The following is a 21446-nucleotide window of genomic DNA, read 5'->3' as shown; positions in this document are numbered from 1 at the left end:
AACCCCGAATCAGTGCGCTGCTATCGAAAACTTCAGAAGGAAGAACCCGGTTGCTTGAGGAAGTCGACTTCTTCCGGCGTGCTCTCGCGCGCCAGGATGCGGTTGCGGTGGGGGAAGCGTCCGAAGCGCGCGATCACGGCATGGTGTCGTCGCGCATAGTCGGCATAGCCGTCAAAGGTCGCCTTGTCTTCGGCGCTGGCCGCCTTGGCCAGTGCGCCCATGAGTTGCACCACGTACTCCTGGTCGTCGAGGTCTTCGGCGTGTTCCAGCGGCAGGTAGAGGAACACCCGGGCCAGCGGCGGCAAGTCTGCATCCAGGCCCATGGCCAGCGCCAGATGGCTGCACTGGCGTGCCAGTTCATCGTGGGCGAAGGCCTGGGCGGTGTCGCGGTAGATGTTGCGCGGCATCTGGTCCAGCAACAGGATCAGGGCCAGCATGCTGCGCGGGGATTCGGTCCAGTCATCGAGCTGGTTGGCGGCCGCCTGCTGCACCAGGGGGGCGAAGCGGGTGCGGCATTCGGCGTCGATGTCGGGGTTCTTGCTCCACCAGAGTTTCTTCTGGCGTTCGGCCACCTGATGCGCGGGGAGCTGCTCCCAATCGGGGCCGAACCAGAACTCCAGTACCGCGTCGACGCCGGCGTGCGGGCTCATTCGGCCAGCACCGTGATCTGCACGTCGCCCAGGGTGACTTTCTGGCCGACGGTGATCTTGCAGGTCTTGCGGGTTTCCAGCTTGCCGTCGACCTTGACCTGGCCGTCGGCCACCAGTTGCTTGCCGGCACCGCCGCTGTCGCACAGGCCGCAGAGTTTGAGCAGCTGGTTCAGTTCGACGTAGGGATGGCCCTGCAGCGGGAAGGTGATCTTTTGCATGTGCTTTCTTTCGGAAACCCCGGCCGCAACAGGCGGCACGGGGGACCGGTACGGTACGCCCGGCGCGGCCATTTGTCCAGCCGCCCCGACGTTCAGGTGGCGCTTTCCAGCGTCTGCTGCGCCTTGTCCAGCCAGGTGGAGAGGCTGTCGGTCAGGTCCTTCTGGCTGAAGGAACAGCTTTCTTCGGTGAAGAGGCTGCCCGCTTCCAGCCGGCCCAGCAGGTCTTCGGCGACCTGGCGATAGCGCGGCGGCAAGGCGGTCATGACCTCTTCCTGGGCCCGCCACGTACTGCACAGGCCGGCGATAGTGCCTTGGCCGGTGCGCAGGGCATCCAATGATGCACGCATGGCATGCAGTCGGGAAGCGGCAGGGTGACTCATCGAAGCTTCCCGTCTCAGGCGCGCGCAGCGATGACGAACAGCGCAATCACGCTCAGGTAGCCGATGATCCACACCGCCGAACGGGCCGAGGGCTTGTCCGTCAGGTACAGCACCGTGTAGAGGATGCGGGCGGCGATGAAGACCAGCGCGGCGCTATCGATCTGTCCCTGCGCTGCGCCCACTTGCTGCGCCACCAGCACGGCGGCAGCGAAGAAGGGGAAGGCTTCGAAGTGGTTGCGGTGCGCATAGTCGGCGCGGCGGCGCACGCCGGTCTGCTTGTCCAGCCAGGCGCGCGGTTCGGCATTGTCGAAGTCGCGCCGGCCATACTTGGCCACGGCGATGGTGAACACCGGCATCAGGCCGGCAATCAGGATGCACCAGTAGGATAGGGTCATGCAGGAGGTCTCCTCGTTGTGATGTCAGTTGTCAGTGAATCAAAGTTCCTTGGCAGCGAAGGTGTTGCAGGCGCTGACCTTGCCTTCGGAAATGCCGCGCTTGAACCAGGTCACGCGCTGCGCCGAGCTGCCATGGGTGAAGGAATCCGGTACGACCACGCCGCGCGCCTGGCGTTGCAGGGCATCGTCGCCGATGGCCGAGGCGGCATTCAAGGCATCCTCGATGTCGCCTTCTTCCAGGATGTGACGCGCCTGGTTGGCGTGATAGGCCCAGACCCCGGCGAAGCAGTCCGCCTGCAGTTCCAGCCGCACCGACATGGCATTGGCCTGCTTTTCGGTGGCATTGCGGCGGGCAGCATCGACCTTGTCGGAGATGCCCATCAGGTGTTGCACGTGGTGCCCGACTTCATGCGCGATCACGTAAGCCTGAGCGAAATTGCCGGACACCTTGAAGCGCTGCTTCATCAGTTCATAAAACGACAAGTCGATATACACCTTCTGGTCGCCGGGGCAGTAGAAGGGGCCAGTGGCGGTCTGGCCAGTACCGCAGGCGGTCGGGGTGCTGCCGGAAAACAGCACCAGCTTGGGCTGCACGTATTGCTTGCCGTTGTTGGCGAAGATCTGGCCCCAGGTATCTTCGGTATCGGCCAGGACGGTCGAGACGAAGCGCGCCATCTGGTCATTGGGCGAAGGCTTGTGGGCCGGTGCCTGCTGTTGCACCGGCGCAGGCGAGCCGCCGCCGGAGAGCAGGTTGAGCATGGTCAGCGGGTTGATGCCCAGGAAGTAGGAGGCCACCAGGGCCACCGCGACCGTGCCCAGCCCGATGGAGCGCCCGCCGAAGCCAAAGCCGCCGCCCCCGCCGCCATCCTCGCCACGGCGGTCTTCCACGTTGTCGCTTTCGCGATTGCCTTCCCATTTCATGATCTGTTCTCCGGTGCTGCAGTCTGCAATGGCGCGATTGTAATGGATGGCATGGGCCGCGGCATGTCGGGCGTTGTCTGACCGTGTGAGGTTGCTCTGTCCGATTCCGCCGGATGAGCTGGCGGTGTAGGTTCGGGAAGCAGGAGGGTGACAAAGCGGGGAGCGGCTTGGCGCTGTCGGCAATCGATGCCACACTGTTCCCGGCAGCCTGCATTCCTAACGCTCACAACGACAACAGTACAGGAGACGACATGATCATCTGGCTCATTCTTCTCATCGCCGGCGCGCTGGCCCTCATGATGATGCGCGCCAGCGCCTGGGTCTGGCTGGTCGCTGAAGCGGTCCTGATCTGGCTGGGCGCCCGCCTGGCCGAGATCGAGTTGCCGGTGCTGGTGCTGCTGGCCATCCTTTTCTTCACACCCACGCTGCTGGTGGCGATCAAGTCCGTCCGACAGTCGCTGATGACGCGCCCGGCGCTGGACCTGTTCCGCAAGATCGCCCCGCGCATGTCCGCCACCGAACGCGATGCCATCGAGGCCGGCACCGTCTGGTGGGATGCCGAACTGTTCTCCGGCAAGCCGGACTGGAAGCGCCTCTTCGACCTGCCCGCGCCGCGTTTGACGCCGGAAGAGCAGAGCTTCCTCGACAACGAGGTCGAGCAATTGTGCGCCATGGTCAGCGACTGGGACACCAGCGTGAAGACCCAGGACCTGCCGCCCGACGCCTGGCAGTTCATCAAGGACAAGGGTTTCCTGGGCATGATCATTCCGCGTCAATACGGCGGCAAGCAGTTCTCGGCCTACATGCATTCGCAGGTGGTGATGAAACTGGGCTCGCGCAGTTCGGCTGCGGCCATCGCGGTGATGGTGCCCAATTCGCTGGGGCCGGCCGAATTGCTGCTGCATTACGGCACCGACGCCCAGAAAAATCATTACCTGCCGCGCCTGGCGCAGGGGCTGGAGATTCCCTGCTTTGCGCTGACCAGTCCCTATGCGGGTTCGGATGCGGCTGCCATTCCCGATGTGGGCATCGTCTGCAAGGGCGAGCATGAGGGCCGTGAAACGCTGGGCTTCCGCGTCACCTGGAGCAAGCGCTACATCACCCTGGCGCCGATTGCCACCGTGCTGGGCCTGGCCTTCCGCGTGCGCGATCCGGATGGCCTCCTGGGCAGCGACGCCGAACCCGGCATCACCTGCGCCCTGATCCCGACCGACCATCCGGGCGTGATCACCGGACGCCGTCACTGGCCGCTCAATGCCGTCTTCCAGAACGGGCCGACCGAAGGGCGCGATGTCTTCATCCCGATGGAATGGGTGATTGGTGGTGCCGGGCAGGTCGGACGCGGCTGGCGCATGCTCATGGAATGTTTGGCGGCAGGGCGGGCGATTTCGCTGCCGTCCTCCAGCGTCGGCTTTTCCAAGCTGGCCGTGCGTGGCACCAGCGCCTACACGGCCATGCGACGCCAGTTCAAGATCGAGATCGGCAAGTTCGAAGGCGTGCAGGAGGCCCTGGCGCGCATGGGCGGGCATCTCTACATGATGGATGCCACGCGCCGCCTGTCGGCGCTGGCAGTGGATGCGGGCGAGAAGCCCTCGGTCATCTCGGCCATCTCCAAGTACCACGTCACCGAGCGCGGGCGCATGGTGGTCAATGACGGCATGGACGTGATCGGCGGCAAGGGTATCTGCATGGGGCCGGGCAACTTCCTGGCGCGCGCGTATCAGCAGGTGCCCATCGCCATTACCGTGGAAGGGGCCAATATCCTGACGCGCTGTCTCATCATCTTCGGCCAGGGCGCGATCCGCTGCCATCCCTACGTCCTGCAGGAGCTGGCCACCGCCGCCGATGAAGACCGCGAGCGCGCCGTGCAGGAATTCGACCGCCTGCTCTTCGGGCATCTCTCCTTCGTGGCTGCCAATGCCGCGCGCAGCTTCGTGGGCGGCATCAGCCGGGGCTGGCTGCTGCCCTCGTCCAGCCATGCCGCACGTGCCACGCGGGGCTATTTCCGTGCGGTGGTGCATCTGTCGTCGGCCTTTGCGCTGCTCACCGATGTGAGCATGGGCGTGCTGGCCGGAACGCTCAAATTCCGCGAGCGGATTTCGGCGCGGCTGGGTGATGTGGTTTCGCAGCTTTATCTGGTGTCGGCGGTACTGAAGCGGTTCGAGGATGAGGGCCGGCAGGAAGAAGACCTGCCCTATGTGGACTGGTCGGTGCAGGATGCCTTGCATCGCGCCCAGGAAGCCATCATCGATGTCTTGCACAACTTCCCCAATCCGTTCATCGCGGTACTGCTGCGGGTGCTGATCTTCCCGCTGGGCCTGCCGTATCGCAAGCCTTCCGATGTGCTCGGCACGCGCGTGGCCCAGGCCATGCAGACCCCGGGTGAGAGCCGCAACCGCCTGGTGGCCGGTGCCTACCTGCCGCGCGAGGGCGATCCGCTGGCGTGCGGCGAGAAAGCCTTCGTGCTCGCGCCGGTGGTGCAGCAACTTGAGCATCGCCTCAAGTCCGACATCAAGGAAGGCAAGCTGCCGCCGATGCCGCAGAGCCTGCTGGAAGTCCCGGCCTGGAGTGCGCTTGCGCTGGAACGCCAGCTGATCTCGCAGCAGGAGAAGGAAGCGGTCGATGCCTTTGCCCACTATGGCGACCAGAGCGTGCAGGTCGATGACTTCGGCGCCGATTTCGACCGTGCGGAGATCGTGGCGCAGCAGCGTTCATAAGGAGATGAAGGTTTGCGTTATCCTGCCGGTTCCCGCGTATTCCACAGGATGAACCATGACCCCGCAGCCCCGCATCTACATGGCCGGCCCCGACGTCTTCCAGCGCGACTATGCGCAGCACAAACTTCAGATCAAGCAGTGGTGCGCCGACCTCGGGCTGGTCGCCCTGTGCCCGGGTGATGACGAGGTCAGCGGCGACAGCAAGGCCGAGGTGGCGCGCCGCATCTACGAGATCAACGTGGCCCTGATCGACTCCGCCGATTATGTGGTGGCCAATGTGTGCGATTTCCGCGGCCATGAGCCGGACTCGGGCACGGTCTTCGAGATCGGCTATGCCGTCGGGCGCGGCAAGAAGGTGTGGTGCTACAACACGCCTGCGCAAGACTTGCTGCAACAGGTGCCACAGGCCGAACCGGGCGTCTGCCATGCCGGCATGTTCATCGAGGACTTCGGCCTGCCGCGCAACCTCATGCTGGCGCATGCCGCCGAGCTGGTACAAGGCGACGTGCATGACTGCCTGCAAAGGGTGGCGCGCTGGCATGGGGGCCAGCGCTGATCGTCACCGCTTTCCTGCTTCACTGCTGGGGCAGGCGCCCCAGCAGGTAGAACTCTTCATTGGGCCGCATGCCGGTCACATTGGCCAGCCGGTTCGACATGCCGAAGAAGGCCGCGATGGCGGCCATGTCCCACGCATCCTCCTCATTCCAGCCATGCGCCTTGAGCGTGGCGAAATCCTCTTCATTGACAGCCCAGGCGCTGGCCGAGACCTTCATGGCGAAGTCCAGCATGGCCTTCTGCCGCGCGCTGATATCGGCCTTGCGGTAATTGATGGCGACCTGGTCGGCCAGCAGCGGGTCCTTGGCGCGGATGCGCAGGATGGCACCATGCGCCACCACACAGTACTGGCACTGGTTGGCATTGCTGGTGGCCACCACGATCATCTCGCGCTCGGCCTTGGTGAGGCCGCCGGGTTTGTCCATCAGCGCATCGTGATAAGCAAAGAAGGCGCGGAATTCATCCGGACGATGCGCCAGCACCAGGAACACGTTGGGGATGAATCCGGACTTTTCCTGCACAGCCAGGATGCGGCTGCGGATGTCCTCCGGCAGGGTATGAAGATCGGGGATGGGAAAGCGGCCGATGGGCGCATCGGGAGTGGTGGCTGGGGTCATGCTTGTCTCCTTGTTCATTTGTTGTGGATGCTGCATCAAGAACTTAGCACTTCTGGCTCACAGGTAATGTCGCCGAACTGACGGTGAAGCTTTTTGCTTCAGATTTCCTTTTGGAAACCCTTCTGAAATATTATTAAGATATATCTTGAAATGCGGCGAATTAAGATATATCTTGGCTATATCGATCGACCCGCAGCGTGCGTCAGTCGCTGCCTCAGCCACCTGACAATAAGGAAATACCATGTTCAAGCATTTATTCAATCAACCCGGCGAACCCGGCCACGGCCCCAAGCACCAGCGACACGACCGCCCGCATCATGGCGGCGGCCTGTTTGAAGATGACGAGCCGCGCGGTCCGCGTGGCCATCATGGCCCCGGTGGCCGTGAAGGCGGCGGCGGACGCGGCGCGCGCATGTTCGAGCAGGGCGCGTTGCGCATCGTGATGCTGCATCTGCTGCAGGAAAAGCCGCGCCACGGCTACGACATGATCAAGGCCATCGAGCAACTGGTCGGCGGCGGCTACAGCCCCAGCCCCGGCGTGATCTACCCGACCCTGACGCTGCTGGAAGAAATGGGCCATGCCTCGGTGCAGGGCGAGGATGGCGGCAAGAAGCTTTACACCCTCAGCGCCGAGGGCAAGGCCTATCTGGAAGAAAAGGAAAACGCCGAGCTGTTGCAGCAGGTGCTGCGCAAGTTCGAATTGCGCCGCCAGGAGCGTCCCGACGCCGATTCGCCCGAACTGCGCCGCGCCGTGCAGAACTTCCGCATGGCCTTGCATACGCGTCTGGCCAAGGGCAAGCTGGCCAAGGAAGAACTGCACGCCATCATCGACATCATCGATCGCGCCGCCGTGGCGGTGGAACGCGCCTGATCCGGCGATCCGGGATTTTGGAAAGGAACTTCACATGAAAGAACATCGCTACCGCATCACCCTGGAGCATCTGGCCACCGCCTCGGAGGGACAGCCTTTGCATGCGCCCCTGAGTTTCGAGGCCGGCAACCATGACGATATCTTCAGTATCGTCGCCCGCCTGCGTGGCAACGGGCAGTTCGACAGCGACACCAGCGCGCAGCTGGCGCTGGGGTTGAAACTGTTCTCGGAGGTGATGCTCAAGAATCGCAAGCATCCGCTGTTCGAAGATATTCAGCCGGCCTTGCGCGACTTCATCATGAAGCTGAAGTCGCAGGGCAAGGCCGCTGCCGCAGCGCAGGGCGAGGCCGCCGCCGAATAAGATGCGCGCCGGACCTTACTGATTGGCCGGCGCAATCATCTCCGCATAGTCATACAACGCACCGAGGATGTCCTGGGTGCGTTCGTCATCCGCCTCCTCCTGCAACTGGTCGATCTGCTCGAACAGTTGCGCGACGGTACGCGCACCGCCAGCGCCTTCAAACAGGCGCGCGGCGCGGTGTTCTTCCCAGTGCTGTGCTTCCTCGGGGCTCAAGGTCTCGGGGAAGTTGCGTGCGCGATAGCGGAACAGGATTTCATTCAAGCGCCTATCGTCAAAGGCCACGCTGGCCCCGGCCAGCGCCTGTGGCGGCAAGGCACGCAGCTGCGTCAACAGGCGGCGGTCGCCGTTGCCGATGAAGCCGCCGTACAGATCTTCATCCACGTCCGGCGGCGCCTCCTGCTCGCGCTGGTAAACCTCGCGCCACAGCGGGCCCAGGTCGGGCAGGGCGGCGGCCTTTTCCGCGTGGCGCAGGGCCAGGTCGACATCGATGTTCAGCTGCGCGGCGCGCTCGGCAGACAGCGTCTTGAGGCTGCCCACCACCATCGGCGACTTGTTCAGGTGAATGCTCTTGACCGGCAGGCGGACCATGCCTTCCGGCATTTCGTCACGCTTGGTGAACATGCGTTCACGCACGGTGGCCGCATCCATGCCCGCCAGTTCGCTCGGGTCATAGCCGAGATCCCAGGCGATCACTTCATTCTTGTTGGTCGGATGCATGCCCAGCGGCCACATCAGCGCCAGGCAGCCATTGGCTACCGGGAACATGCCGGAGACGTGCAGGAAGGGTTTGGCGGCCGGCAAGCCGATTTCCGCTGCGGCCTTGTCCTTCTTGTGCAAGGCCAGCGCGAAGTCGAACAGGCGCGGATTGTTCTGGCGGATCAGGCGTGCCAGGGCGATGGTGGCGCGCACATCCGACAGCGCATCGTGCGCCGCCTCATGCACCAGGCCATTGGCCTTGGACAGATGCTCCAGCTTGAAGCTGACGCTGCCGTCTTCCTTGGTCGGCCACTGTATGCCCTCGGGGCGCAGCGCATAGGTCAGGCGCACCACGTCGAGCAGGTCCCAGCGGCCGCAGCCGTTGGCCCATTCGCGGGCATAGGGATCGATCAGGTTGCGCCAGAACATGAAGCGCGTGACTTCATCATCGAAGCGGATGGTGTTGTAGCCCACGCCGATGGTGCCGGGCTCGCCCAGCGCCTGCTCGATACGGGCGGCGAACTCATGTTCGGGGACGCCGTGCGCCAGGCAGTGCTGCGGGGTGATGCCGGTGATCAGGCAGGACACCGGGTCGGGCAGGTAGTCCGGCGCCGGCTTGCAGTACAGCATGATGGGCTCGCCGATCTCGTTGAGTTCGGCATCGGTGCGCACGGCGGCGAACTGCGAGGGACGGTCGCGGCGCGGCACGGCGCCAAAGGTTTCGTAGTCGTGCCAGAGGAAGGTGTGATTGGACATCGCGGACGGCTTCTAAGGGAATCGCGCGATTATAGAGCCTTGCGCTGCCCTTGCCGCCACGCAAAGGGGCAGCGGCGTGATGAAGCCGTTCTTTTTTGAAGGCCTGCGGCCCGGGAAGCGGCCGCGACCGGCCTGAACTCACTTCGCCGGCGCAGGCGCAGCGGCGGGGGCCAGCGGCGCCATGGGGGCCGCGTCGCGCTTGAGGACCTTGCGCATCGCATCCTGCAGCGTGCCGCTGCGCATGGGAGCGTTGCCGCCGGCGTACTGGATGTTGTCGATCACCCAGCCGCGCGCATCGCGGGCCAGCGTGACCTTGTCGGTCCATTTGGCGGGCGACTGCAGCTTGGCGTCACTGAAGATCAGTTCCACGGCGCAACTGGCTTCGCGTTCCTGGGCCTCGCACTGGACCACGCGGAAGGTGGAAGCGCCATTCGGGTTGCCGGTGAAGACATCGCCCTGCACCAGCGGCGGCAGGGGATCGGCATCGGGATCGGCTGCCGCTTCGGCGGCAGACTGCGTCGCACGGGCTTCGTCAGCCACCGAGACATCCTTCAACAGATCGAACAGCGGCACCGACAGGAAGCGGCGGAAGGTAATCAGTTCCTTCAGCGTCAGGGCGCCCGAGGGACGGTTCGAGGCATGGGTCTGGTAGAACTCCGTCACCAGTTCCTTGGCCTTGCCCTCTTCATTGGCCGAGCATGCTGCAAGCAACAGGCTGGCGGCGACGACGAGTGTCTTACCGATCCGCTTCAATCCGATTCTCCCTGGTCCAGCCGCGCGTGCGCACTGGCGTGTTGTTTCATGATGCCATTGTCATTTTGATATTTCCTGTCTGCCGGTGCGCAGCGGGACCCGAGGGGCGCAACACGACCAGCCTGACAGAGCGGCATCTTACGCGCTGCGGCTCAGCAGGAAGACCGGGAACACACCGCCAAAAAGCCGCCAATTCCGCAGCGCACCGGCCCCGGCGAGCCGGGCCGGCTCATTCGGCCTGCTGGATGGCGTCGGTGAGGTTGTCGCTGAGGTATTCGCGCTGGGAGGACTGGTCGTTGCCGATGAACTCGATATCGTCGATGCGCCACTGGCGTTCTTCGCGCACCAGCAGGATCTTGTCGTTCCAGGATTCATCCGCGCCATCCTTCTGGTAGCGGAAGCTGACCTGGCAGGAAGCCCGGTCGGCCTCGCTGTCGCAGGATTGCACGGCAAAGGAGGTGGCCCCTTCATACAGCGAGGTGAACAGGTCGCCCTCGATGATGGGGGCGGCCTGCGCACCGGCCACGGTGTGGTAGCGCACATCGGCGGCTTCGGCGCGGGTCAGCAGGGCGTACAGCGCACGGCTGACCAGTGGCTCGAACTGCTTGAGTTCGTCCGCCGATGGCAGGCCGGGAGCGTGGTTCTTGAGATGGATGCGGTAGAAGTTGCCGATCACCTCGGCCTGCTGCTGTTCGTCGCCGCTGAAGTTGTTGCAGCCGGACAGGGCCAGCAGCAGGCCCAGCGCACAGGCGGTGGCGCGCAGAGGGCGAGCGGAGGGGGAGGCTAAACGGAGCAGTGTGGTCATTCTGGTGTTCCTGCGCGCGGTGCGGACCGGCGCTGTTGTCATGGCGGCACATCATCGTCGTGAGGCCGGCAGGGGCGGCCGGTTCGGCCAGCCCCCCGGGCCTGCCCTTTAGTCAGGGGAAGGCCGCAAACGTTCCGCTGCGCCAGGTCGGGTGGCGCGGCGGGTCTCCGTTGTTCGGCGGGCGCGGTCAGCGCACATCGGTCTTACGCGGATTCGGTCAGCAGCGCGAAGTGTTCCACCACCGGCGCACCGGCGAAGAAGGGGCCGACGATGCCGCGCCATTCGGTGAAGGCGGGCGATTCACGGAAATCCACGGTATGGTTTTCCAGGGTGGCCCAGTACACCATGAGCAGGTAGCGCTCGGGCGATTCGATGCCTTTCTGGACCTTGTGGCCGAGATAGCCGCGCGCCTTGCTGATGGTCTGCGCCAGGCCGCGCTGGATGGCTTCGTCGAATTCTGCTTGCTTGCCGGGTTGGATGCGGATGTCCGCCAGTTCCAGGATCATGTAGGTCTCCAGTGCATAGTCGAGGGGTGCCCGGCACACACCGGGCGGCTCGATTATCACATGTTCGTCCGAAGCGGGCGTTCAACGGAATTGAACCCTGCCTGAAAAGCTTTCACTCGACCAGGATGTCGCGCTTCTCCAGTTTCTGCGCCATGTCTTCCAGCGTGATCTCGATGGCGCGCGTACTGATCATGATTTCCCACAGCGACACCAGCAGCGATGCCACCAGCAGCATCAGGCTGATGCCGAAGAACACCTCGGCCCAGCGATTAAAGTCGACGAAGATCAGGTACATCGAGACGGCGCACATGATGAAGCTGGAGACCCCCAGCGCCTGCATGTAGCGGGTCAGCACGATGCGTTTCCTGAGATTGAGGATCTGCCGGATCACCAGCCCGCGTTCATCGTTCTGGCCCTGGTTCTGCAGGTTGCGGATCAGCTGCGCCAGCACCAGGAAGCGGTTGGTATAGGCCAGCAGCAACAGCGAGGTCGCGGGAAACAGCAGGGCAGGGGTGGTGAGGTTGATCATCGACATGGCAAGGAACAATCGGGGACGTGATTCTAACCTCTCCCGAGGCGCAAGAAACATGCCCGGGAACGGTCGCCGGCGTTTGCGCAAACGGGCGGTCCGTTTTGGGGCGCCAGCCTGGTGCGGTCGCGCTTTTTGCACCGCCGGGCAGCAGCGCGCCGGGCGGCCGAAATCTTTTACGGATTTTTTTTGCGGGGCAGCGCCGCAGCAATTGTTATTTGTGCGGTCGCTCAATACACTAGCCCCCGTTCCACATCCACGTACAAATCAAAACAAATCCACAACGAAAGGGATCTCCATGTCGGGTTCGTATTTCCCCCAATGGCGGCTGCGCCAAAGCACCAACGACGGCCAGGGGGCCGTGATCGCCGCCGATGAGCGGCTGCCTGCGCCGCAGACGCTGGCCATGGGCGTGCAGCACGTGGTGGCCATGTTCGGCTCGACCGTGCTGGCCCCGCTGCTCATGGGCTTCGATCCCAACCTGGCGATCCTGATGTCGGGCGTCGGTACCCTGCTGTTCTTCCTGCTGGTGGGCGGGCGCGTGCCGAGCTACCTGGGGTCGAGCTTTTCCTTCATCGGCCTGGTCATTGCCGTGACCGGTTATGCCGGCTCCGGCCCCAACGCCAACCTCGGCGTGGCACTGGGCGGCATCATCGCCTGTGGTGCCGTGTATGCGGTGATCGGCCTGATTGTCTCCGGCGTGGGCACGCGCTGGATCGAATCCCTGATGCCGCCGGTGGTGACCGGCGCGGTGGTGGCGGTGATCGGCCTGAACCTGGCACCGATCGCGGTCAAGGGCGTCTCCGGCAGCAGCTTCGACAGCTGGATGGCGCTGGCCACCATCTTGTGCGTGGGCTTCGTGGCGGTGTTCACGCGCGGCATGCTGCAGCGCCTGCTGATCCTCATCGGCCTGTTGCTGGCCTATGTGCTCTACGCGGTGCTGACCAATGGCATGGGCCTGGGCAAGCCGATCGACTTTTCCACCGTGGCCAATGCCGCCTGGTTCGGCCTGCCGCACTTCGCGGCTCCCGTGTTCCAGGGCAGCGCCATGGCACTGCTGGCTCCGGTAGCCATCATCCTGGTGGCCGAGAACCTGGGCCACATCAAGGCCGTCTCGGCCATGACCGGCCAGAACCTGGACCGCTACATCGGCCGCGCCTTCATCGGCGATGGCCTGGCCACCATGCTCTCGGGCAGCGTCGGCGGCACCGGCGTGACCACCTACGCCGAGAATATCGGCGTGATGGCCGTCACCAAGATCTACTCCACCCTGGTCTTCGTGGTGGCGGCTGTCATTGCCATCCTGCTGGGCTTTTCGCCCAAGTTCGGCGCGGTCATCCTGACCATTCCGGGCGCGGTGCTGGGCGGCGTGTCGATCGTGGTGTTCGGTCTCATCACCGTGTCGGGTGCCCGCATCTGGGTCGAGAACAAGGTCGATTTCTCCAACAATACCAACCTGATCGTGGCTGCCGTCACGCTGGTGCTGGGCGCAGGCGACTTCACCCTCAAGATGGGCGGCTTCGCCCTGGGTGGCATCGGGACCGCCACCTTCGGTGCCATCATCCTGCATGCCCTGCTGAAACGTCGCGGATGATTGCATCCTGGCAAGACGCCGATGCAACAGCGGCAAGGCCGGTCCTGGTGACCGGCCTTTTTTGTTCTACCATTATCTGAGGAGAGTGAAGATTTCCGTTGAGCAATCCTTGGCGGCTGTCTATACTCTGTCGCGTTGCAGCGCAGCGTCGCCGCTACGGCCCCGGGGAAGGGCCGGCCGGAGGCGCATTCCGGCCGCTGCCTGTCGCGGGCCTGGCCCGCCTTTCAGGGGAATCACCGCATGAACTCCGCCCTCCGCCTGCCAGCCCTGCTGTGCATCGCCCTGCCTTTGCTGTCGGCCTGTGACGCCGTGGCCGGCAAGAAGGATTACGCCTATTTCCGCAAGAACATCGAGGAGGCCAAATCGGTCTCCGACCAGTGCCAGCTCAACGGCACTTCGGGCATGAACGAGGAACAGATCCGGGTCTGCGGAGCGGCCCGCGAAGCCTGGGGCAACCGCAACTTCAATTACTGAGCCGGCGCGGCGGCGGGCAGCGGCCGTCACGGCGCTGTCACAAATTTGTCAAAACCGGTGGTTAGAATGCGGGGTCGTCCATTGCCCCTGGCCCATTCCCGACCCGCCCGCCCATGCACAATCCGCCGGACACCCCGCAAGCCCTGCACCTGCTCTATGAGCCGGCCGGATTCATCTGCGCCTTCCGCTTCGAAGACGGCCATGCGCGCCAGATGAACTGGAATGAAGTTGTTGACTATCATCCGAGTGCGCCGGATTTCACCTGGCTGCACGTCAAGACGGCCGATGTGAAGATCCAGCAATGGCTGGCCCATCACAGCGACATTCCCGAGTACATCACTGAATTCTTGTTGAGCAGCGACACCCATCCGGGCCTGCATGCCACCCCCGAGGGGGTCTATGGCACGCTGACCGATATGAAGATGGAGATCGGCGACACCGGCACCGAGAAGGGCGCGCTGCACTTCTACCTGGATCGCACGCGCCTGTTGACGCTGCGCACCCAGCCGCTGATCTCGACCAACATGCTGCGCCAGAAGGTGCTTGACGGCGGCGACTTCGACAATCCCATGGATCTCTTCGCCGAGCTGTTGCGCTGCCTGGCTGATGGCTTCAATGCGCGCCTGGACAAGCTCAACGACAAGGTCGACGACATCGAATTCTCGGTGCTCTCGGACCGCCGTGCCGAAGACCGTGCCGAGCTCTCCGGCATCCGCCGCCAGCTGGCCGAACTGCGCCGCTTCATCGCGCCGGAACGCCGCATCTTGGCCCAGTTCCAGCGGTTGCGCCCGGCCTGGGTGCCGCGCGAGGCGCTGGAAGACCTGACCCATGCGCTGGATGAACTCAACGAACTGCATTCCACCGTGGAAGCCGTCTATGAACGTGCCAAGCTGCTGCAGGAAGAGATCGCCTCGCAGATGTCGGAGCAGATGAACCGCAACCTGATGGCACTCTCTGTCCTGACCGCGCTGCTGATGCCGGCCACGTTGGTGTCAGGGATTTTCGGGATGAACGTGGCAGGTCTGCCGGGCCTGCATGACGAGACCTCGTTCTGGATCGTGATGGGATTGATGGGCGGCCTCGGTGTCGCCACCGTGGCCTTCCTGAAGTGGATGAAGATCTTCTGATGCCCTGATCTTCTGAACCGCAGCCGGGCGGCGGCGGTGGCGGCCCGGCGCGAGGCTGCTCAGTCGCGCGTGGCCATGGCCTCTTCGCTCTCGCGAATGAGCTTGTCGATGTCCAGGTTGTCCACCGGTTCCACCTTCAGCGACAGCGGACGCCACAGGGAATACAGCCACAGGCCGATGCAGCACATGGTGCCCAGGAAGAGGGTGATGAAGGCCGACAGGAACAGGCCGATGAAAGGCGAGGCGATCAGGCCGTCATAGCCGATCAGGTGCTTGCCATCCCAGGTGATGGTTTGTGCGCCGAACAGCGAGAGCACGCCCATCAGCGTCGAAAACGGCACCAGCGAAAACGTGGTCCCCACGGCCAGCAGCTTGTAGATGGATGACATCGACAGGCGCTGGATCTTGATCTGCTCGAACATGCGTTCCCCTTGCTCCGCTTGTGGCCGGTGCCATCAAGCTGCGCCATCCCGTTGGCACGGGCGGCTGGCGCACTGCCGCCCGTGTGGCCTTGCGGCCGTATTCCCCAGCCGGACCCATACGGGGTCCGGTGTTGTCCTGCCTGCGCTGAGGCTTACTTGCCCCAGCTGTCCTTGAGCGTCACGGCCCGGTTGAAGATCGGCTGGCCCTCGGTCGAATCGACGCGGTCGGCCACGAAGTAGCCGTGGCGTTCGAACTGGTAGATCTCGCCGGGCTTGGCGGTCTTCAGGGTCGGCTCCAGGTAGGCGGTGATGACTTCCTTGGAGTTCGGATTCAAGGCGGCCAGGAAGTCCTTGCCGCCGGCGTCCGGATGCGGGTCCGAGAACAGGCGGTCGTACAGGCGCACTTCAGTGGCCAGCGCGTGTTCGGCGCTGACCCAGTGCAGGTTGCCCTTGACCTTGTAGTTGGAGCTGCCTTCGGTGCCGCTCTTGCTGTCTTCGAAGTAGTTGCAGTGCACGGCGATGACGTTGCCGTGTTCATCCTTGTCGCAGCCGGTGCATTCGACCACGTAGCCGTAGCGCAGGCGCACCTTGTTGCCGGGGAAGAGGCGGAAGTAGCCCTTGGTCGGTTCTTCCATGAAGTCCTCCCGCTCGATCCACAGTTCCTTGGTAATCGGGAAGTGGCGGTGCGCGGTGTCGTGTTCCGGATGCGCCGGCGGATAGACCGGGGCGCTGCAATCGATGGACACGCCTTCCGGGAAGTTGTCGATGATCAGCTTCAGGGGACGCAGCACGGCCACCGCACGCGGGGCCTTGGGATCGAGGTCTTCACGCAGCGCGCCTTCGAGCACGCTGAAGTCGATCCAGCTGTTGTTCTTGGAAGCGCCGGTGCGGTCGCACATCAGGCGGATCGCTTCGGGCGTGTAGCCACGGCGGCGCAGGCCGACGATGGTCGGCATGCGGGGGTCATCCCAGCCGGAGACGATCTTTTCGTCCACCAGCTGGCGCAGCTTGCGCTTGCTGGTGATGATGTAGGTCAGATTGAGGCGGGCGAATTCATATTGATGCGGCAGCGGCTTCTTGAAGAAACCTTCTTCGGCCAGGTGCTCCAGCAGCCAGTCGTAGAAGGGGCGCTGATCTTCGAATTCCAGGGTGCAGATGGAGTGCGAAATGTTTTCCAGCGCATCTTCGATGGGATGCGCAAAGGTGTACATCGGGTACACGCGCCACTTGTCGCCGGTGTTGTGGTGGGTGGCGTGGCGGATGCGGTAGATGGCCGGATCGCGCAGGTTCATGTTGGGGCTGGCCATGTCGATCCTGGCGCGCAGGATCATGGAGCCGTCCGGATGCTTGCCGTTGCGCATTTCCTCGAACAGGCGCAGCGACTCCTCTGCCGGACGGTCGCGCCACGGCGAATCCTTGCCGGGTTCGGTCAGGGTGCCGCGGTTTTCGCGCATCTGTTCGGCGTTTTGCTCGTCCACATAGGCCAGGCCCTTGCGGATCAGGGCCTGGGCACAGGCGTACATGACATCGAAATAATTGCTGGCGTAGTACAGGTGCGACTTGCCTTCATGCTCCCAGGAGAAGCCCAGCCACTTGACCGAGTCCAGGATGGTGTCGACGTATTCCTGTTCTTCCTTCTCCGGGTTGGTGTCGTCGAAACGCATGTGGCAGCGGCCGGCGTAGTCAGCGGCCAGGCCGAAGTTCAGGCAGATCGACTTGGCGTGGCCGATGTGCAGGTAGCCGTTCGGCTCGGGCGGAAAACGGGTGACCACCTGCGGCAGGGCCTCGCCATCCTGGCTGTTGCGTTCGGCATAAGTACCCGAGACCAGGTCGGATTCGATGATGCCGCGCAGGAAATTGGTGGAGGGGGCAGGGGTGTGACCGTTTTTCAGTTCGTTGCTCATGGGATGAATCGGGAGGAATGCCTGTTTATTCAGATGGCAAGCATTTTACCGCAGCTGCCCGGTTCCACGGGCGTTGCGGCCGTTCCTGCGGGAATTTTTGCTCGTTGGCAAGGCGGCTGGAGCCGATATGAAGCTTTTTTACCAGGTCTTGTTACAGAAGATACGCCCATGCATTACCTGTCAGGCATTGCGGCTGGCACTCTGCGAGCGTGGCCTGGCATCCCGCCGGGCGCAGTGAACAAAAACGCCAAAACACAAGGAGTGCATCATGAGCCGTTGGATCAAGCTGATCGTCGCCGCTGCGGTGGCCGCCGCCACGCTGTCGGCCTGCGTGGTGGTGCCGGTGGGCCCGCCGCAGCCGCATTACTACCGTCCTTATTACGGACCCGGTTATTACTATGGCCGCTGATGGCTGAGGAGGGATGGCCTACATCTGCCTGAACAGATGGGCGAACAGGCGGCTGACCGCCAGTTTCTCCGGGCGGTCGCGCAGGGTCACGAAGAGCTTGCCGCTCTCTTCCCGCAGCGCCGCCTGGATCTGCCGCACCTGGACCACGGTGCCGCGATGGATCTGCCAGAACTGGCGGCCATCGAGCTGGGGGATCAATTCCCGCAGGCTGGTCCGGATCAGCGCGCTGCCCTCGGCGCTGACCACATTCACATACTTGTCGGTGGCTTCGAAATAGATCACCTCGTCCACCGGAATCAACTTCACCTTGTTGCCGACCGCCGCACGGATGTAGTCCAGCCGGGGCGGCGCGTCTTCCACGGCGGGCGCGGACAGCGCACGCAGCTGCGCCAGCGCGCGTTCCAGATGGCTGTCCTGGTTGCTGGCGGCGCGCTGGGCCAGCAGCGCTTGCAGGCGCGCCACCGTCACCGCCAGGCGGTCCTGGCTGACCGGCTTGAGCAGGTAATCGATGGCTGCCCGCTCGAAGGCTTGCAGGGCGTAGTCGTCATAGGCCGTCACGAAGACGATGAGCGGGAAGGCCCGCCCGGCAGGCCACTCCTCGGCCAGGTCGGCGGCCACCTCCAGCCCGCTGCGGCCGGGCATCTTGATATCCAGGAACAGCACATCCGGCAGCAGGGCCAGCGCCTGCTCCAGCGCTTCATCGCCATTGGCGGCCAGGTGCGGCGCGGGCAGATCAGGCCAGCAGCGCGCCAGGGCCTGGCGCAGGGCATTGGCAAGCAGGGGTTCGTCTTCGGCGATCAGGGCAGTGGGCGCGGCCATGGGGGGACTCCGGGCAAAGCGGCAGGGGACTCAATGATGATCCAGCAGGCGCGTGTTCTTGCTGCTGCGGTGCGCCGCCTTGAGGGCCTTGAGCGGGATGGTGATCTGCGCCATCGCGCCGGCCGGTACGTTGTGGGTGATGATGAGTTCGGCCAGCGGGCCGTAGAGTGTCACCAGGCGCTCGCGGATGTTGTCCAGCCCGAAGTGCATGCCGATCACCGGTTCCTTTTGGGCGGGCGGCTGGTTCAGGCTCACGCTGGTGGGCAGGCCGACGCCGGTATCGAGCACGCTCAAGACCAGCATGTCATTGTGCACCGCGGCCCGCACGGTGCAGTTGCCGCCGGCCACCTTGGGCTCCAGGCCATGCTTGATGGCGTTTTCCACCAGCGGCTGCAGCAGCATCGGGGCCAGGCGCAGCTTGCCCAGGTGTTCCGGCAGTTGCAGGGTGTAGGAAAGGCGCAGCCCCATGCGCAGCGACATCAGTCCCAGGTAGGCCTTGATGAGGTCGAATTCCTTTTGCAGCGAGGTGCTGTCAGCCCGCGAGGCCGACAGAGTCGTGCGCAGGTAGTGCACCAGCTGGTTCAGCATCAGCTCGGCCTGCAGCGGATCGGTGCTGATCAGCGACTGCAGCGTGGCCAGCGTGTTGAAGAGCATGTGCGGTTCGATCTGGGCTTGCAGCATCTGCAGTTGCGCCTGCACCGCCTGCTTCTCGACCTGGCTGGCGTGGGCTTGCAGGGCGGCCATCTTCTGGCGGTTCCAGAAGAAGACGGTAGCGCCGAAGCACACCAGGAAGGTCAGCACGATCACAGCAATGATGTTGTCGCTCTGCTCGGGGACCATGTTGAGGATGGGCTGGTCCATCAGCAGGCTGGCCAGGATGCGCCCCAGCAGCACAGCCAGCGGGGCCATCACGGCGATGATGGCGAGGAAGCCCAGCTTGTTGGGCTCGCCATCGCCCCAGATCGCCAGCCGCGTGCCGTTGATGAGAAGCATGGCCAGCAGGCCGATGCACATCGAGACCTGCAGGTTTTCGTAGAACGTACCGCCGATGCGCATCAGGTAAGTCACGGCCAGCGCGCACAGCAGGTTGATGACCAGCGTGGGCAGCAAGGCCAGCGCCAGCTGGCGCAGCAGGACGATCAGGCGGGGCGGAAGGGCGGTATCGTGTTGGGTCATGCGTTTCCAGGGATGAAGCAAGCAAGCGGCCCGGCGTACCGGGCTCTCTTTAGCGGCGGCGCAGTTCACGGGCGATCAGCGCCTGCTTCCAGCCGGCGGGAAAACGCCCGAATACGCTCAAGGCGTGGAATAGTACCCCGATTCCCCAGCCAAGGAGAGGCCCCAGGCTCCACCAGTGGCGGTGCTGGCCCATCAGGTTCAACAGGATCAGGCCGGTGTTGACCGCCAGGTAAATGCCGAAATGATGGAAAAAGCCGACCTGGCGCGCTACCCGCCGCTCGGCATGGGCCAGCTCCTCGGGCGAGGCAGCGGTCATATGAAGATTCTGGTCAGAAAGGGAGGAGGGGGCAGTGTCGCGCATGATGGCCTCGCAGTGGTGGGGTGAACGATGGCGCAAGCATGCGCCGCCGCGCCGGCTCCGGCGAGCCACTTGCGACGGGCGGCATTCTGGCGGGTGCCAACGGCTTGTGGCGCGGCGTGATCTGCTCTACCTTATGCGCCGATCGCCTTGATCCTTCTGCAAGGCCTACCCTCGGAGAGAACATCATGTGGCCCTATCCCCGCATCCTCGCCCATCGCGGCGGCGGCACCCTGGCACCGGAAAACACCCTGGCCGGCTTTCGCTGCGGCCTGGAACACGGCTATCGCGCCGCCGAATTCGACGTCATGCTCACCCGCGACGAAGTCCCCATCCTGATGCACGACCCGCAGCGCGGACGTACCCTGCCCGGGGCCGGCAAGATCGCCGAGAGCGACTGGGCCGAGCTGCGCGACCTGGAAGCCGGTGCCTGGCTGGATGCGCGCTTCGCCGGGGAACGCCTCTGCACGCTGGAGCAGGGGCTGGATTTCTGCCTGGCCGAAGGGATCTGGATGAACGTCGAGATCAAGCCCGCCGCCGCCGAATTCGCGCGCCGTACCGGTGAGCTGACCGCCCAGGCCGTGGCGCGGCGCTTCGCAGGCAAGAGCGGGGCGGCACTGCCGGTCTTGTCCTCGTTCTCCTTCGAGGCGCTGCTGGCGGCCAAGGAAGCGGCGCCCGCCCTGCCGCGTGGTTACCTGGTGGATGTGATTCCCGAGGACTGGCAGGCGTGCTTGGAAAAGCTGCAGGCCGTGGCCCTGCACACCAATCACAAGCACCTCACTCCGGCCCTGGCGGCTGCCGTGAAGACGGCGGGCTATGGCCTCTTCTGCTACACCGTCAACGACATGGCGCGCGCCGAGGAAATCCGCCAGTGGGGCGTGGATGCCTTCTGCACCGATCGCATCGATCTCATCGCGGCCGACGCCTGGTAAGCCACGACACCCCCACGCTGCCCGCATTGTTCATATCGCGCAGCGTGGAAATGAATGGCAAATTACGCTCTTACCGGCGGACTGAATCCTCACACGCTAGATATGATTTGCATGCGGACAACAATAACTGGAGGGCAGTCGACAGTTGTTGTCAACGCGTCGCGAAAATCTTGCGTTAAGGAAGCACAAGGCCGGCGCCCGTGAGCACGCCGGTGGACTTGTGGAAGCACACAACACTGAGAGATAGAGGAAAACGATGAAGATCAACAAACTGCTGGCTGCCGTACTCGTCGCCGCCTTCGCCATGCCGGTCCTGGCCCAGCCCGCACCGGCTCCGGCTGGCGCTCCCGCCGCTGAAGCCCCGGCTGCCAAGCCTGCTCACAAGAAGCACAAGAAGCATGCGAAGAAGGCCAAGAAGCACAAGCACAAGAAGGCCAAGAAGAACAATCCGGTGCCGGCCAACAAGGGCGCCTGATCGTCCGGTCTTCTGGTGGCGGACCG

At 64.0% G+C, this 21446-nt stretch carries 26 protein-coding genes; 10 read left to right on the top strand and 16 right to left on the bottom strand.

The window, feature by feature from the left end:
* Positions 1-32 precede the first annotated feature (32 nt).
* The 5 genes from ACWFUC_RS24370 to ypfJ all read right to left on the bottom strand — a co-directional run bounded on the left by ACWFUC_RS24370 (position 33) and on the right by ypfJ (position 2564).
* On the bottom strand, positions 33-650 hold the full coding sequence (locus ACWFUC_RS24370; protein WP_489623646.1) for a DUF924 family protein: 618 nt from the start codon (positions 648-650) through the stop codon (positions 33-35).
* A complete protein-coding gene (locus tag ACWFUC_RS24365; RefSeq protein WP_034335781.1) occupies positions 647-868 on the bottom strand; it encodes an RNA-binding S4 domain-containing protein in 222 nt (73 codons plus the stop codon). Before ACWFUC_RS24365 ends, ACWFUC_RS24370 begins: the two co-directional genes overlap by 4 nt.
* Before the next feature lie 92 nt (positions 869-960).
* Positions 961-1248, bottom strand: a complete 288-nt coding sequence (locus ACWFUC_RS24360; protein WP_489623645.1) for a hypothetical protein — start codon at positions 1246-1248, stop codon at positions 961-963.
* A 14-nt stretch (positions 1249-1262) separates the two neighbouring features.
* On the bottom strand, positions 1263-1643 hold the full coding sequence (locus tag ACWFUC_RS24355) for an MAPEG family protein (protein WP_039784256.1): 381 nt from the start codon (positions 1641-1643) through the stop codon (positions 1263-1265).
* A 39-nt stretch (positions 1644-1682) separates the two neighbouring features.
* Positions 1683-2564: a KPN_02809 family neutral zinc metallopeptidase gene (gene ypfJ / locus ACWFUC_RS24350; protein ID WP_402707759.1), complete on the bottom strand. Its 882-nt coding sequence runs from the start codon at positions 2562-2564 to the stop codon at positions 1683-1685.
* 251 nt (positions 2565-2815) lie between these two features.
* Between ypfJ and ACWFUC_RS24345 the strand changes: the two genes are divergently transcribed.
* Together ACWFUC_RS24345 and ACWFUC_RS24340 are read left to right on the top strand one after the other, a co-directional pair.
* Entirely contained in the window at positions 2816-5281 is a 2466-nt protein-coding gene (locus ACWFUC_RS24345; RefSeq protein ID WP_489623644.1) for an acyl-CoA dehydrogenase, read from the top strand.
* A 55-nt stretch (positions 5282-5336) separates the two neighbouring features.
* Positions 5337-5837 carry a nucleoside 2-deoxyribosyltransferase gene (locus ACWFUC_RS24340; protein WP_134223137.1) on the top strand — a complete coding sequence of 167 codons (501 nt, stop codon included), beginning with the start codon at positions 5337-5339 and terminating at the stop codon, positions 5835-5837.
* A 19-nt stretch (positions 5838-5856) separates the two neighbouring features.
* Here ACWFUC_RS24340 and ACWFUC_RS24335 read toward each other — a convergent pair whose 3' ends face one another.
* Entirely contained in the window at positions 5857-6453 is a 597-nt protein-coding gene (locus ACWFUC_RS24335) for a peroxidase-related enzyme (protein ID WP_489623643.1), read from the bottom strand.
* Between the two features lie 241 nt (positions 6454-6694).
* Between ACWFUC_RS24335 and ACWFUC_RS24330 the strand changes: the two genes are divergently transcribed.
* Both ACWFUC_RS24330 and ACWFUC_RS24325 read left to right on the top strand, forming a co-directional pair.
* Positions 6695-7324 carry a PadR family transcriptional regulator gene (locus ACWFUC_RS24330; RefSeq protein WP_039784268.1) on the top strand — a complete coding sequence of 210 codons (630 nt, stop codon included), beginning with the start codon at positions 6695-6697 and terminating at the stop codon, positions 7322-7324.
* Between the two features lie 34 nt (positions 7325-7358).
* Positions 7359-7685 carry a DUF3861 domain-containing protein gene (locus ACWFUC_RS24325; protein WP_034335703.1) on the top strand — a complete coding sequence of 109 codons (327 nt, stop codon included), beginning with the start codon at positions 7359-7361 and terminating at the stop codon, positions 7683-7685.
* Between the two features lie 15 nt (positions 7686-7700).
* Here ACWFUC_RS24325 and sbcB read toward each other — a convergent pair whose 3' ends face one another.
* The 5 genes from sbcB to ACWFUC_RS24300 all read right to left on the bottom strand — a co-directional run bounded on the left by sbcB (position 7701) and on the right by ACWFUC_RS24300 (position 11730).
* On the bottom strand, positions 7701-9137 hold the full coding sequence (gene sbcB / locus ACWFUC_RS24320) for an exodeoxyribonuclease I (protein ID WP_489623642.1): 1437 nt from the start codon (positions 9135-9137) through the stop codon (positions 7701-7703).
* 138 nt (positions 9138-9275) lie between these two features.
* Positions 9276-9890 (bottom strand): YqhG/Tai3 family protein, encoded by a 615-nt coding sequence (locus ACWFUC_RS24315; RefSeq protein ID WP_134223134.1) that lies wholly within the window; start codon positions 9888-9890, stop codon positions 9276-9278.
* Between the two features lie 229 nt (positions 9891-10119).
* Positions 10120-10695 carry a DUF3828 domain-containing protein gene (locus ACWFUC_RS24310; protein ID WP_034335713.1) on the bottom strand — a complete coding sequence of 192 codons (576 nt, stop codon included), beginning with the start codon at positions 10693-10695 and terminating at the stop codon, positions 10120-10122.
* A 203-nt stretch (positions 10696-10898) separates the two neighbouring features.
* Entirely contained in the window at positions 10899-11201 is a 303-nt protein-coding gene (locus ACWFUC_RS24305) for an antibiotic biosynthesis monooxygenase family protein (RefSeq protein ID WP_034335716.1), read from the bottom strand.
* A gap of 112 nt (positions 11202-11313) precedes the next feature.
* Entirely contained in the window at positions 11314-11730 is a 417-nt protein-coding gene (locus tag ACWFUC_RS24300; RefSeq protein WP_204726023.1) for a DUF2721 domain-containing protein, read from the bottom strand.
* 298 nt (positions 11731-12028) lie between these two features.
* On the opposite strand from ACWFUC_RS24300, the gene ACWFUC_RS24295 reads away from it, so the two are divergent.
* The 3 genes from ACWFUC_RS24295 to ACWFUC_RS24285 all read left to right on the top strand — a co-directional run bounded on the left by ACWFUC_RS24295 (position 12029) and on the right by ACWFUC_RS24285 (position 14925).
* Positions 12029-13324: a solute carrier family 23 protein gene (locus ACWFUC_RS24295; protein ID WP_088756304.1), complete on the top strand. Its 1296-nt coding sequence runs from the start codon at positions 12029-12031 to the stop codon at positions 13322-13324.
* 240 nt (positions 13325-13564) lie between these two features.
* Positions 13565-13798 (top strand): hypothetical protein, encoded by a 234-nt coding sequence (locus tag ACWFUC_RS24290; protein WP_034334477.1) that lies wholly within the window; start codon positions 13565-13567, stop codon positions 13796-13798.
* A gap of 113 nt (positions 13799-13911) precedes the next feature.
* Positions 13912-14925, top strand: a complete 1014-nt coding sequence (locus ACWFUC_RS24285) for a transporter (RefSeq protein ID WP_121043372.1) — start codon at positions 13912-13914, stop codon at positions 14923-14925.
* Positions 14926-14984: 59 nt separating this feature from the next.
* Here the strand turns inward: ACWFUC_RS24285 and ACWFUC_RS24280 are convergent, their stop codons facing one another.
* Positions 14985-15347 (bottom strand): hypothetical protein, encoded by a 363-nt coding sequence (locus tag ACWFUC_RS24280; RefSeq protein WP_034334469.1) that lies wholly within the window; start codon positions 15345-15347, stop codon positions 14985-14987.
* A 152-nt stretch (positions 15348-15499) separates the two neighbouring features.
* Positions 15500-17251: a glutamine--tRNA ligase/YqeY domain fusion protein gene (locus tag ACWFUC_RS24275; RefSeq protein ID WP_489623641.1), complete on the bottom strand. Its 1752-nt coding sequence runs from the start codon at positions 17249-17251 to the stop codon at positions 15500-15502.
* Between the two features lie 268 nt (positions 17252-17519).
* Here ACWFUC_RS24275 and ACWFUC_RS24270 point away from each other — a divergent pair, with 268 nt between their 5' ends.
* Positions 17520-17660: a hypothetical protein gene (locus tag ACWFUC_RS24270; RefSeq protein WP_008331432.1), complete on the top strand. Its 141-nt coding sequence runs from the start codon at positions 17520-17522 to the stop codon at positions 17658-17660.
* Between the two features lie 18 nt (positions 17661-17678).
* Here ACWFUC_RS24270 and ACWFUC_RS24265 read toward each other — a convergent pair whose 3' ends face one another.
* The 3 genes from ACWFUC_RS24265 to ACWFUC_RS24255 are packed head-to-tail and all read right to left on the bottom strand — an operon-like array spanning position 17679 to position 20016.
* Positions 17679-18479: a LytR/AlgR family response regulator transcription factor gene (locus tag ACWFUC_RS24265; RefSeq protein ID WP_489623640.1), complete on the bottom strand. Its 801-nt coding sequence runs from the start codon at positions 18477-18479 to the stop codon at positions 17679-17681.
* A gap of 30 nt (positions 18480-18509) precedes the next feature.
* Positions 18510-19655 (bottom strand): sensor histidine kinase, encoded by a 1146-nt coding sequence (locus ACWFUC_RS24260; protein WP_121043363.1) that lies wholly within the window; start codon positions 19653-19655, stop codon positions 18510-18512.
* A 49-nt stretch (positions 19656-19704) separates the two neighbouring features.
* Positions 19705-20016 (bottom strand): 2TM domain-containing protein, encoded by a 312-nt coding sequence (locus tag ACWFUC_RS24255; RefSeq protein WP_121043360.1) that lies wholly within the window; start codon positions 20014-20016, stop codon positions 19705-19707.
* A gap of 185 nt (positions 20017-20201) precedes the next feature.
* Between ACWFUC_RS24255 and ugpQ the strand changes: the two genes are divergently transcribed.
* Together ugpQ and ACWFUC_RS24245 are read left to right on the top strand one after the other, a co-directional pair.
* Entirely contained in the window at positions 20202-20945 is a 744-nt protein-coding gene (gene ugpQ, locus ACWFUC_RS24250) for a glycerophosphodiester phosphodiesterase (protein ID WP_489623639.1), read from the top strand.
* Positions 20946-21201: 256 nt separating this feature from the next.
* Positions 21202-21420 (top strand): hypothetical protein, encoded by a 219-nt coding sequence (locus ACWFUC_RS24245; protein WP_039784299.1) that lies wholly within the window; start codon positions 21202-21204, stop codon positions 21418-21420.
* Positions 21421-21446 lie beyond the last annotated feature (26 nt).

It is taken from the genome of Herbaspirillum sp. Her4 (assembly GCF_057961335.1).
Note: the sequence above shows the minus strand (reverse complement) of the source record. Positions and strands in the feature narration are given on the sequence as shown.